Origin of the sequence: Bacteroides sp. OF04-15BH (assembly GCF_003477995.1) — a bacterium.
Classification (GTDB): Bacteria; Bacteroidota; Bacteroidia; order Bacteroidales; family Bacteroidaceae; genus Paraprevotella.
In genome coordinates, this window is sequence record NZ_QUEM01000012.1 from 25,446 (window position 1) to 38,327 (window position 12,882).

Annotated in this window: 11 protein-coding genes; 1 reads left to right on the plus strand and 10 read right to left on the minus strand. The window is 51.1% G+C overall.

Annotation, left to right across the window (positions count from 1 at the left end):
* Positions 1–85 precede the first annotated feature (85 nt).
* From DXA74_RS07040 to DXA74_RS07070, 7 genes are all read right to left on the minus strand, one after another.
* Positions 86–673 (minus strand): DUF3109 family protein, encoded by a 588-nt coding sequence (locus DXA74_RS07040; protein WP_199666122.1) that lies wholly within the window; start codon positions 671–673, stop codon positions 86–88.
* Between the two features lie 26 nt (positions 674–699).
* Complete coding sequence (ung, locus tag DXA74_RS07045) at positions 700–1,362, minus strand: uracil-DNA glycosylase (RefSeq protein WP_118526140.1); 663 nt, start codon at positions 1,360–1,362, stop codon at positions 700–702.
* 60 nt (positions 1,363–1,422) lie between these two features.
* Positions 1,423–2,454: an acyltransferase gene (locus tag DXA74_RS07050; RefSeq protein ID WP_118526142.1), complete on the minus strand. Its 1,032-nt coding sequence runs from the start codon at positions 2,452–2,454 to the stop codon at positions 1,423–1,425.
* 84 nt (positions 2,455–2,538) lie between these two features.
* Positions 2,539–4,056, minus strand: coding sequence for a 2,3-bisphosphoglycerate-independent phosphoglycerate mutase (gene gpmI / locus DXA74_RS07055; protein ID WP_118526144.1), 1,518 nt, complete (start codon positions 4,054–4,056; stop codon positions 2,539–2,541).
* Positions 4,057–4,150: 94 nt separating this feature from the next.
* Positions 4,151–4,774 (minus strand): ribonuclease HII, encoded by a 624-nt coding sequence (locus DXA74_RS07060; RefSeq protein ID WP_118526146.1) that lies wholly within the window; start codon positions 4,772–4,774, stop codon positions 4,151–4,153.
* A 20-nt stretch (positions 4,775–4,794) separates the two neighbouring features.
* On the minus strand, positions 4,795–7,278 hold the full coding sequence (locus DXA74_RS07065; RefSeq protein WP_118526223.1) for a PQQ-binding-like beta-propeller repeat protein: 2,484 nt from the start codon (positions 7,276–7,278) through the stop codon (positions 4,795–4,797).
* 17 nt (positions 7,279–7,295) lie between these two features.
* A complete protein-coding gene (locus DXA74_RS07070; RefSeq protein WP_118526148.1) occupies positions 7,296–8,276 on the minus strand; it encodes a metallophosphoesterase in 981 nt (326 codons plus the stop codon).
* A 247-nt stretch (positions 8,277–8,523) separates the two neighbouring features.
* Between DXA74_RS07070 and DXA74_RS07075 the strand changes: the two genes are divergently transcribed.
* Positions 8,524–9,444: a lysine exporter LysO family protein gene (locus DXA74_RS07075; RefSeq protein WP_118526150.1), complete on the plus strand. Its 921-nt coding sequence runs from the start codon at positions 8,524–8,526 to the stop codon at positions 9,442–9,444.
* Positions 9,445–9,448: 4 nt separating this feature from the next.
* Here the strand turns inward: DXA74_RS07075 and DXA74_RS07080 are convergent, their stop codons facing one another.
* From DXA74_RS07080 to DXA74_RS07090, 3 genes are all read right to left on the minus strand, one after another.
* On the minus strand, positions 9,449–10,036 hold the full coding sequence (locus tag DXA74_RS07080) for a Crp/Fnr family transcriptional regulator (protein ID WP_118526152.1): 588 nt from the start codon (positions 10,034–10,036) through the stop codon (positions 9,449–9,451).
* A gap of 40 nt (positions 10,037–10,076) precedes the next feature.
* Positions 10,077–11,417, minus strand: a complete 1,341-nt coding sequence (locus tag DXA74_RS07085; RefSeq protein WP_118526225.1) for an MATE family efflux transporter — start codon at positions 11,415–11,417, stop codon at positions 10,077–10,079.
* A gap of 224 nt (positions 11,418–11,641) precedes the next feature.
* The gene (locus DXA74_RS07090; protein WP_118526227.1) at positions 11,642–12,859 is read right to left on the minus strand and encodes an aminotransferase class V-fold PLP-dependent enzyme; all 1,218 of its coding nucleotides are present in this window, start codon (positions 12,857–12,859) and stop codon (positions 11,642–11,644) included.
* Positions 12,860–12,882: the final 23 nt, after the last annotated feature.

Here is a 12,882-nt window from a genome sequence, read left to right on the forward strand (position 1 = left end):
TCGAAAAGAGATTTAAAGAAAAGAGCAACCGGGGCAAATCCCAGTTGCTCTTTTTATATACTTTACCTTTAGACTTTTCTTTATCCTAGTCTTGCAGATACCCCTGCTCTTTCAGTTCTTCCACAGCTTTTTCCAGTTCTTCGTACCAGGCTTCGCCAAAACGAAGAATCAAAGGCTCTTTCAGAAAACGGTAGACCGGAAGATTCAGCTGCTTGCCCTTCTCCACAGCCATACGGCAGACATCCCAGCGATGATAGTTCAGAGCGGTCATATCGCCGATTTTCTTCAGACGGATAGGATACAAATGGCAGGATGCCGGTTTGTAGAAATTGGAACGTCCCTCCCGATAAGCCTTTTCCAAAGCACAGAAACAGTTTCCTTTGTCGTCGTAACAAGTAAACACACAGTCCTTACCGTTGACAATACTGGTCACCAAGTCACCGTCACGATCCGTATATACCACTCCCTGACGGTCGATAACCGCCTGTGCCGAGGCCGAGAGTTCATGCCACACCTTCGGCAATGCCTCTTCCAGTTCGGCCACTTCGTCCAGTTCTACCGGTGCGCCGGCATCACCTTCGATACAGCAGGCTCCCTTGCAGGCTTCCAGATCACAACAGAATTTCTCGCTCAGGCAATCCATGGAAATGATCGTATCATCGATCTGTATCATGGGAATCTCATTTCTTTTCATACCTTTTACCAATTTATCGGGGTTTTACCATATTGTTCCAGATAAGCGTTTGTCAGACTGAAGTGCTTATTACCGAAGAAGCCGTGATAAGCCGACAGCGGAGAGGGGTGAGCCGAAGTCAGCACCAGATGGCGCTCGCGGTCAATCACCGCTCCCTTCTTCTGCGCATAAGCTCCCCAAAGGATAAACACCAGATGATCGCGCTCCTGCGACAACTTGCGGATTACGGCATCTGTAAATTCCTCCCAGCCATGTCGCTGATGTGAGGCAGCCTGATGAGCACGCACCGTCAGCGTAGCGTTCAGCAAAAGCACACCCTGCTGAGCCCAGCGCGTCAGGTTTCCCGTTGCAGGCACTTCCTTGCCCAAGTCTGCCTGTATCTCCTTAAAGATATTCTGGAGAGAGGGCGGAAAAGGAATTCCGTCATTCACCGAAAAACAAAGGCCGTGCGCCTGTCCCGGACCGTGATAAGGATCCTGACCGATAATGACCACCTTCACCTGATCGAAAGGACAAAGATTAAAGGCATTGAAGATCAATCCTCCCGGAGGGTAACACACCTGAGTTTTATACTCCTGACGGACAAAATCTGTCAGTTCCTTGAAATAAGGCTTTTCAAACTCATCAGCCAGTTTCTCTTTCCAACTAGTTTCTATCTGAACATTCATAGTCTATACATTTTATATTTGCAAAGATAGGCATTTATAGACATCTGTCGGCAAGCCCATTCATTTTTTCGGTGCTTTCTGCAAGCGTTGCCGTAAATAAGCCGACACAGGGCGCTCAAAAAACTCATAAAGCAACACCGCCAGCAGCGCACTGAAAAGAAAAGTCACTCCGATGCGCATGCCGCCATGTATTCCCGGCATCCAGGCATCCACCATCCGGATACAAAGCAGATGAACCATATAGAAGCTAAAACTCCATGCTGCCGGTTTCTGCCACGCCTTGTGACGAAGGAAAGCAGAAATCCGTCCTCCATGCTGCTCTCCCAGAGCAAAAGCCAGCACGACCCAGGCCGAAGGTATCCAAAAAAGAAGGGCATAAGTGGCATTCAGCGGTACCCAAGAATACAGCAGACAGGCAACTACCATCGACAGCAAGGCCGCTCCCTCCAAACAGGTAGTCTGCAAGGAAGACAGACTACGGTGACGCAAACGACTGTAAATACGATAACAAAGTATTCCCAGCCCGAAATCCAGCAATCGGAACAGCGGATGGATATACAACAGCTGGTTGCCATAAAGTTCCGGCAGGCGGGTCTGAAACAAGCCGTAAAGCACCATCAGGAGCAAACCGCCACCACCCCATAGCCAGTATTTGCGATGCACTCTGCCCCACCCTTTCATCAGCAAAGGAAAGACGGCATAGAAGAACATCAGATCGGAGAGATACCACGACACGGCATTCCCCGAAAAGAAATAACCGTACCACGGAAACCAGCTTTGCAACAACAGGGCGTTGGCAACCAACGGACCGGCAGAAAGCTGTTCACCGCGCAGCACACCATGCACCCACAAAGCCAACAGCAGTGTGAGCCAGTGCACAGGTAACAATCGAACCATGCGTTTCTGCATATAAGCCTTCCAGGAGAAATCCGGCTGCACCGCCCGTTCTCCATATCCGGCAGCCAGCACAAATCCGCTCAGCACCAGAAAGAACGAAACACCGCACGAGCCTCCGGCCTCAAACAGATCGAGATGATGAAAAAAGATACACAGGGCAAAAACCACCCTCAGGCTTTGCAAGGAATAAATCATACGACAAGGGGTATAAGAACAGAAACAGCCTCAGTGATTCACTGAAGCTGTTTCCGATTTATGTTTTATTCTGTTTCAGAATGATTAGTCCTGAATCAAGTTCTTACCGGTCATTTCCTTCGGCTGCTCCAGACCCATGATGTGGAGAATAGAAGGAGCTACGTCGGCCAGAATACCATTTTCAACCTTGGCATTCTTGTTGGCAGTTACGTAGATGAATGGAACCGGATTCAAAGAGTGAGCGGTGTTTGGAGTACCGTCAGCATTGATTGCGTTGTCTGCATTACCGTGGTCAGCGATGATGATTGTCTCATAATCGGTAGCCTTGGCAGCCTCAACCACTTCCTTCACGCAGTCGTCAACAGCCTTCACTGCCTTCTCGATTGCCTCGTAGATACCGGTGTGTCCCACCATATCACCGTTAGCGAAGTTCACCACGATGAAGTCGTACTTGTTCTCCTTAATCGCAGCAACCAGCTTATCCTTTACTTCGTAAGCGCTCATTTCCGGCTTCAGGTCATAAGTAGCCACCTTTGGAGAAGCTACCAGGATACGCTCCTCACCGTCGTACGGAGTCTCACGACCACCGTTGAAGAAGAAGGTAACGTGTGCATACTTCTCAGTCTCTGCAGTGTGCAGCTGCTTCAGACCCTTGCTGCTGATATATTCGCCCAAAGTGTTCTCCACGTTCTCTTTCGGGAACAGGATGTGTACTCCGGTGAAGCTTGCGTCGTACGGAGTCATGCAGTAGTACTGCAATCCCGGAATGGTCATCATGCCCTGCTCCGGCATATCCTGCTGAGTCAAAACAATAGTCAACTCTTTAGCGCGGTCGTTACGGTAGTTGAAGAAGATCACTACATCGCCTTCCTTGATCGTACCGTCAACATTAGCGTTGTTAATTGGTTTTACGAACTCGTCGGTAACACCCTCAGCATAGCTTTCTTCCATAGCAGCCACCATGTCAGTAGCCTGCTTTCCTTCGCCCTTCACGAGCAGATCATAAGCTACCTTCACGCGCTCCCAACGCTTGTCGCGGTCCATAGCATAGAAACGGCCCACGATAGAAGCAATCTGACAGCCGGTCTTCTCGCACTCAGCCTGCAGCTGCTCGATGAATCCCTTACCGCTCTTCGGGTCGGTGTCACGACCGTCCATGAAGCAGTGTACGTATGTATTGGCAATGCCATATTCCTTAGAAATCTCACACAGACGGAACAAGTGATCCAATGAAGAGTGCACACCACCGTTTGAAGTCAGACCCATCAGGTGAACGCTCTTACCGTTGTTCTTGGCATACTCGTAAGCAGAAACCACTTCCGGGTTCTTCAGGATGCTGCCGTCGGCACAAGCGCGGTTGATCTTTACCAGATCCTGATAAACGATGCGGCCGGCACCGATGTTCAGGTGACCTACCTCAGAGTTACCCATCTGTCCGTCTGGCAAACCTACGTTTTCGCCAGAAGCCTGCAGTTCTGAGTTTGGATAGTTCTGTGCCAGATAGTCCATATAAGGAGTCGGAGTCTGGAAAATAACATCACCTTTACCATGATTACCCACGCCCCATCCGTCGAGGATCATCAAAAGAGCTTTTTTTGCCATAATATAAATCGTTTTTAAAAGTTATCTTTCTTGTTGCAAAGTTACGAAATAAATTGAATAAAGCGGATATCGCTTTTTCATTTTTCACACCTTTTTATCTGCCGCTCATTTCCTGCTCGCTGAAGAGCGAAAAATCGCCTTTTCCCAAAAGATTATAGCTCATACGGTGATAGGGACTCACTCCATATTCACGGATGGCCAGACGGTGCGCCTTGGCGGGATATCCCTTGTTGCTGTCCCAGTGATACTGGGGATATTCCTCGTGCAGCCGCATCATATAATCATCGCGATAGGTCTTGGCCAGAATAGAGGCCGCGGCGATGCTCATGTACTTGCCGTCGCCTTTCACTACCGTGGTATGAGGCGTGTCGTGATAGGGTTTGAAACGGTTGCCGTCGATGAGCAGTGCCTCGGGGCGCAGTTTCAGCTGATCCAGTGCCCGGTGCATGGCCAGAAACGAAGCATTCAGGATGTTGATTTCGTCGATCTCCTGCGGGCTGACCACACCCACGGCCCAGGCCAGCGCATCGCGCTCAATCTGTTCGCGCAGCAGGTAACGCTTCTTTTCGCTCAGTTTCTTCGAATCGTTGAGCATCTCGTTTTCATAATCCTTGGGCAGAATCACGGCGGCGGCATAAACAGCTCCCGCCAGACAGCCGCGTCCGGCCTCATCACAACCCGCCTCTATCAGGCGGTCATCCATGTAGGGTAATAACATAACTCGGTTATTTTGATAATCTATTTTCCTTTAAATCCATAAATATTTCCGGCAAAGTCTGCCGCGAAAAACATATTGCCCGATACGGCCATTGTCGTCATGATGGGGGCGCCTACCTTGTGGCTCCACATCAGCGAACCGTCATGCCGGTTGATTCCGTATAAGGCACCATCGGAGGCTCCTACCAGCACCATGTCGCCGGACAATACCGGACTGCACTCTATCTGTGCAGCTTCTCCGTTTACATAAGGAGCCGTGTAAATCAATGCCTTTCCGGTACGGAATTTCCACTTTTCAGTCCAGTTGTGGCGGTCCAGCGCCACCAGACCGTTTTCGGCCGTTCCGAATATAATCTCCTCATCGGTCACCAAAGGAGTGGACGTGACATCCACGGAATAAGGGAGTTCTTTCTCAAAAAGAATCTCACCTGTGGAAGGAGACAAAACGAACAACGACTTCAAGGACAGGAAATACATCAGTCCCTCAAACATGGCGGGGGAAGAAGCACGGTTTCTGATACCGTTCTCACTCTTGCCCCACAGCAACTGTCCGTTGTCCGCATCGTTGGCATACATGGCTCCCCACTGCACTCCACCAATCAGGACTTTCTCATCCGCACTCAAAGACAATGTGGCGGTAGTACCTTCGCGCTGCGCCCATCCGGTGTTCTGCCAAAGCAAAGTGCCCGTACGGGCATCCAGAGCGCACAGTCCCTTACCGGAGCCGGCAAAGACCCGCTCGCCCGAAGCCACAATACCGTCGTTCAGACTAGGAATATAAGCCACATCCAGCTTTTTCTCCCAAGCCAGCTTACCGCTCTCTGCATCCAAAGCATACAGATAGCCGTACACATCCTGAGCAAAAATCAATCCCTGTGTTCCTGCAATCGTATTCTTTACCGAAGCACGGGTTGCATATTTCCAAACAACCGTACCGTCTGCCGCATTCATGGCCACAATGGCTGCCTTGCCTGATTCGTTTTCATCAACCGAAGCCGCATAGACTTTATTCTTGTAGACAATCGGCGAAGACATATAGATGTTCGAACCGATATTGGTGCTCCAGGCCAGGGCAAACGGCAGGGCTACCGTATCCTTGGAAATACCGACGTGACGGGCATTCCCGGCCAGATTCGTCCAGTCTGTCGAAGTCCCGGCCGGCAAGCTATCGGATGCAAAGGTAAAGTATTTTTCTTGCACGGCCACTTCTCCGTTATGAAAATAAGCCGTAGCTTTCAGAGTCACCGTTCTGCCCCGGTATTTTTCCGGCAGTTTGGCTTTGCCACGCCAATTGAAATCGGTTGTCTGAGTCATCGCCTTGTCAGAAAGAATCTCTTTCTGTCCCACCCAGCAGGAGAACAGCACCTTGTCGGCCGTTGCTACCGTAGCATAGGCATTTACCGAAACATTCAGTTCGCCATCCGCACGGACAGGGGCCTGCCCGTTCTGCACCGAAGCTATTTCCAGATGCCGGTCTATATAGGTGTATCGGAGTTCCGACTTTAAGTTTCCCTGTTTGTCCACATGGAGAGTACGGAAAGCTGACGTGGCATGGTCAATACCACCACGCGCCGGAGTAGAAGTACAGATGGCCAAAGCCTTTCCATGCCGGGTGATGTAATTGATATGCCAATGTCCGTATATCCAGGCTTTCAGATTGTGGGCATCCAGATCGATGGTCTTATCCGAACCGGCAGAAAAGATGTGCCGGTCGCCGGTTGTCCAGTAATCGTGGTTGAAGAACACGACAGGCGTGCCTTTCGGAATCTGGGCCAGATCGTTCTTCAGCCAGCGGTAAACGTCTTCTTTTGTATATCCGGGCCGGTAGTCTCCACCCCACATCGGGGTGACGATATAATGCATCTTGCCCACGTTGAACGAATAATAGACCGGACCGTAAATCTTTTCAAAGAGTTCTTCACCGTATTTTCCGTTCACCAGGTCATGATTTCCGATGCAATAATACACTGGCAGATCCATATTACCGTCATTCATCATCGGCTTGTGGGCCTTCAGTCCTTTCTCATAACAGATGTCACCGGTATGGACAATAAAGGCAGCCTGTTCGTTCCAGGCATAGTTCCGCAAGTCGTTCACCCAGTCCTCCTGCCCCACAGCCGAAGAGATTTCCGTATCGGAGATATGCACAAAACTATGTGCGCCGTCTTTCTTGACATGGGCTTCGTAGGGTTGCAAGGCAAAATCATAATGCTCCACGCCTTTTTCTATGGGATGATAATAGCGGGTAGCCTTATATCCGCTGGGCATGGAAACAAACAGAAAGCGCTCCCGGGCATGTCCGGGCAAGGAATAAGTACCGTCGGACAATGTTTTTGTCACATTCAAACCATCGGAAACCATCACGTTTCCCAAAACTTTCTCGCCTTTGTCATGTCGGCCGTTTCCATTAGTGTCTGCATAAACTTTTCCGCTATAGGCTTGTGCCTCCGAAGCGGCACACAGTCCCAACAAAACGGCAGACACCAGAGTGTTTAATCTTTTCATCATTAGTATTATTTGGGTTAATCAATAAAGTCAATATTCAGATCCTTGATAAAGGGCACCAAAGGGAAGATGCCTATCGAGTCTTTCATCCCGATTTCCTTGGGAGTAGGAGGAATAAACTTTCCCTGCACGCCTTTCATGCGGGCCCCTTTATCTGTCAGAGTCACGATGCCATACAAAGCTCTGTCGTAGGGAATGGAGCGGCTCAGCAGAGAGTAGCGGTCATTGATCTCCTTCGGATAACGCTTTTCCGTTTCCGACAACTGTTCTATCCAGACATACGAAGCGCTGTTTATCTGCACATAGGTAATGCCTCCAATGTTTTTGATGTAGTTGCTGTGGTTATGCCCGCTGAATGCCAACACTACTTTTTGGAATCCGCTCCGGCGGTTCTCTTCCTCCAGAATCTTACGGACTGCCTGTCCATTGTTCATAAACGTGTCGATACTCTGGTGGGAGAAAAGAATGCACTTCTTGGTGGTGGCTGCCAGATCAGCCTTCAGCCATTCCAGTTGTTCGGCATCAACAAAAGCACGCATCTTGGGGTTCACATAATAGTTTGCTTTGGAATACGGAATATATCGGGTGCCATCATACAGATTGTTTCCGTCCAGCACAATGAAGTGAAACTCTCCCTGATCAAATGAGTAATAACGCCCGGGCATTTCCATACCCCGGACATATTCTTCCTTGGTGTATTTGTCCAGGTCATGATTTCCCAGAACGTGGAACTTCTTTCCCGGAAATCCTTCCCAGACTCGGCGATAGGGAGCATTCAGACTGTCCAGACGGATAAAGTCGCCCAACTGAATCAGGAAGTCCACCTTTTCGCGCCTGGCAGCATCTACCACCGCCTGCATGCGCTGCATACCGTCGGGCACATCCGGTGCATGCAGATCCGAAACAATGGCAAAACGCACCGGCTCATCTTTTTCCTGCGCAAAAGAACACAGATTGAAACAGAAGAGAATGAAAAAAATACGTTTAAAAAAGTTCATAGCTTGTTTTATTAGATTTATTGTTATCAGAATAAATCCAAAGATAGGTATTTATCGAATAAAATCAAACCGGGGAAGTTATTTTTCCCGGAAAGCGGAAACAGCAGAAAGACCCGAAAAAATGATGCTGATGACTTTTTCATTTCATCAGCATCATTTTTCAAAATCATCAGCATGAAATTATGTAAAGGGCAAAGAGGCGTTTTTTTGCTTTCAGAAGCGAAAAAAAATTCCGACCTTTGCCGGCATGATTATCGTATTGCTTTGTTTATGGGTGAGCGCCGCATTGGGCTACATCCTCCGTCGACACCCCTGGCACTGGGTGTCTTCCATGACAACTTATATCATCTGGCTTCTGCTCTTCCTGCTCGGTATGGAAGTGGGATCCAACCGTACGCTCATCGCCTCGCTCGGCACATTGGGCGTGGAGAGTGCCGTGGCAGCCCTGTTTATGGTAGCAGGCAGCTGTGTGGCGGCCTTGCTGTTTTACAAAAGCATCGGCAAGATGAAACGCGAAAGTGCCGAAACAGGTAACCCGGAAAAGGCTCCGTCGCTCTCACATCAAATGAAGGACAGTCTGATTATTGTAGGTTTCTTTCTGCTGGGACTGGTCTCGGGCTACAGTCTGCCCCGCCCGCCTCTGCCGGCTGACGCCGGATATATCACGCTCTGCGTGCTGATGGGCAGTGTGGGTTTCTCCATCGGACAGAATGACGAGGTGCGCCGCAGCATCCGCCGGCTGGACCGCCGACTGATGCTCCTGCCGCTGGTGACGATTCTCGGCACCTGGGGCGGCATGCTGGCCGTGTGTGCCCTGATTCCCCGCATCGGAGTAGCGGACTGGATGGCTGTGGGTTCGGGCTTCGGATACTACTCGCTGTCGGGCATCATGATTTCGGAACTGCGTGGAGCGGAAATCGGTACCATAGCGCTGATGAGCAACATTCTGCGTGAAATCATCACACTGGTTGGCGCACCGCTGCTGGCACGCTGGTTCGGTCCGCTGGCTCCCATCACGGCCGGAGGATGCACCACGGAGGATACTACCCTGCCGGTCATTGCCCGTACGTGCGGACGTGCGCTCGTTCCGGTGAGCATCTTCCACGGACTTACCATCGACTTCTCCGTACCGTTTCTCATTTCCTTTTTCTGCTCATTGGCCGGATAACCGGTCAGTCCTCCTGCCGTCCGGCCAGTTCGGCACGGATGCGGCTCAGCGACTGAGGCGTGATCCACAGATAGGAGGCAATGTATTTCAGAGGAACGTAAAGCAGCAGCTCGGGATTGTCCTCCAACAGGCGCAGATAGCGCTCCTTGGCACGGGGCACAGCGGTGCTGATGAGCCAGGTTTCCAAATCGAGAAACTGACGTTCGAACAGGATGCGCCCAAAATTGGCGGCCTGCACGGAGCTGGAAAACCATTCCTCCAGCTCTGTACGCGAAATAGCATACAATTCACTGTCGCTCATCGCCTCAATGGTGATGAGCGATTTTCGTCTTCCGGCATAGCCCCAGATGGAAAAGACAGCTTCTCCCGCCGAAGCGAACCAAAGGGACTGGTCGGTGCCGTCATCATTCACAAACGACCCGCGCCAGATGCCGCTGGCAATGATATAGAAATGGCTGTTACTCTCTCCTTCGCGCACCAGGAAACTGCCACGGGGATAGGACACGGGGGTCATGCGCTCGAGCAAACGGGCGGCATCGTTTGCCGTAATGGCATATTTGCTGCAAAAGCGCTCCAAAACTTCTTGCTTCATCGGATTTTCTCATGATTCTTTCCTCCGGCAAAGATAGCCATCATTTCTCTCGGCGGCAATAAACGGTGACCAAAAAAAGAAAAGTCAGCAGCTCGGCCATCGGTACGGCCAGCCAGATGCCGGCAGCCCCCAGCCAAAGAGGAAGCAGCCCGAAGCAAAGCACAATAAAGACAAAACCGCGCAGCAGGGTGATGAGCAGGGCCATGCGGTCGCGCTCCAGACTCTGAAAATAGCCGATGCTCACAATGTTCACGCCAAAGAATACAAAGCCGCAGGCAAACAGGGGCAGTCCCTCCACGGCCAGAGCATAGGCCGGATAATGAGGCTCGAGAAACCAACGGACAATCTGGGGACTGAACAGGGCGGTGACCGCCAGACAGAGCGCTCCGGCGGCTACGGCAGTAATCAGTGCCTGGCGCAAGGCCTGATGCACGCGCCCGCGGGCACCGCATCCGTGGTTGTAGCTCAGGATGGGCTGTGCCGACTGGGCAATGGCATTATAGACCATAAAGATGATGGGAAAGAAGTAGCAGGCTATGCTGAATGCGGCCACTCCGTCCTCATGCAGATAGTGCATGAACACGTAGTTGCCTACAAACATCATGGTGGCAATAGCGGCCTCACAAAGGAAAGAGGAAAGTCCCAGACGCATTATGGTACGGGTGTGGCGGCACAACTGTCGCCATCCGCTGCGGGTACGTTGCAAGGACATCAGACGCAGGGTGATGTCGGGACGCAACAGATAGCCCACAATCATCAGCGCACCGAGGATATAGCCCAGACTGGTGGCCAGAGCCGCACCCATCATGCCCCACCCCAGTCCGAAGATGAACCAGTAGTCGAGAGCGATATTTATGAGTGCGGGCACCACATTGCAGAGCATGGCATAGCGGGGCGACCCGTCGAGCCGCACAAAGAACATACCCGAATTGAGCAGAGCACTGAACACAAAGAAAGGCAGAAACCAGTGCATATATTCCAATGCCAACGGGAGCAGACGCTCCGAACTTCCGAAAAAACGGGCCACCTGCGGGGCAAAACAAAGCACGATGCCCCAAAGCAAGACCAGCAGCAACGAACCGACACACACGGACTGGGTGATGTAGGCACGGGCCAGACGCTCTCTGCCACGCGAAAGGGCTATGGAAGCGGCTACCGAAGCGCCCACTCCGAACATCAGTCCGATACCAGTATTTATCAGGAACAAAGGGGCTGTGATATTTACTGCGGCCAGGGCATCGCTGCCGATACCGCGCCCCACAAAGATGCCGTCGGTAATGACGAACACGGCCGAAAAGACCATTCCCAACAGCGTGGGGAAAAACAGTTTGCGAAACAGGCGCGACACTTCCATCGTGCCGAAATCAAGTGTTTCCTTCACATTCTCTTTCATAAACTTCCTACTCTTTTTTTGACGGCAAATGTAGGAAGGGGAAACGGCATAACGCTTCACATTTGGTAAAAAATGCGTTGTGCCTCTAAAAAGAGGAACCTTGGATTTTTCTAAAAAAAACAGCCGTATTCCACAGCTCTGGCACAGGGCACAGAACCATAGAATACGGCTGCCTGAAAAGGGTTATACTGCGTATTACTTTTCAAAAAGAATCAGAACATACGGGCCACACGGCGGATACCGGCTACCAGCGCATCGACTTCCTCAAAGGTGTTGTAAAGACCGAAGCTGGCGCGCACGGTGCCTTCGATGCCCATACGGTGCATCAGCGGCTCGGCACAGTGGTGACCGGTGCGCACGGCAATGCCCAGACGGTCGAGCAACGTACCTAAATCCAGGTGATGGATATCGCCCACCAGGAAGGAAATCACAGCATCTTTATGCTTTGGTGTACCGATGAAACGCATGCCTTCAATAGTGGCCATCTGCTCCATCGCATAGCGGGTGAGCTCCTGTTCATGAGCATAGATATTGTCCATGCCCAAGGCGGTTACGTAATCCAACGCATGAGCCAGACCGGTAGTCGCTACATAATCGGGTGTTCCGGCCTCGAACTTATAGGGAAGCTCGTTGAATGTGGTGCGCTCGAAGCTGACATTCTGAATCATCTCACCGCCACCCATATACGGAGGCAAACGGTCGAGCCATTCTTCCTTGCCATAAAGCACACCGATACCCGTAGGACCGTAAATCTTATGTCCGCTGAATGCAAAGAAATCGCAATCCAGATCCTGCACGTCTACCGCAAAGTGGGGAGTACTCTGGGCACCGTCTACCAGCACGGGGACTCCGTGGGCGTGAGCCGTACGAATCATCTCTTTCACGGGATTGACTGTGCCGAGCACATTGCTCACGTGGGTGATGCTCACCAGACGGGTGCGCTCGTTGAACAGCTTTTCGTATTCGTCCAAACGGAGCTCGCCTTCGTCGGTAATGGGGATCACGCGCAGACGGATGCCTTTGCGGGCCTGAACCAACTGCCAGCTCACAATGTTGGAGTGATGTTCCATCTCACTCACAATCACTTCATCGCCTTCCTTCAGAATGGCATCGCCAAAGGTCGTGGCCACCAGATTGATACTTTCCGTAGTGCCACGGGTGAAGACGATTTCGGCCGTAGAACGGGCATTCAGAAAGCAGCGCACGGTTTCACGGGCCTGCTCATGCAGTTCGGTTGCCTGTTGTGAAAGGAAATGCACTCCGCGATGCACGTTGGCATTCACATTATAGTATTCGTGCGTCATGGCTTCCACCACCGAACGGGGCTTTTGTGTCGTTGCGCCATTGTCCAGATAGACCAAAGGCTTGCCATACACCTCACGTCCCAGAATGGGGAAATCCTCACGAATCTTGTTAATATCGTAACTCATAATCTTCTCTTGTTTTCTTATAT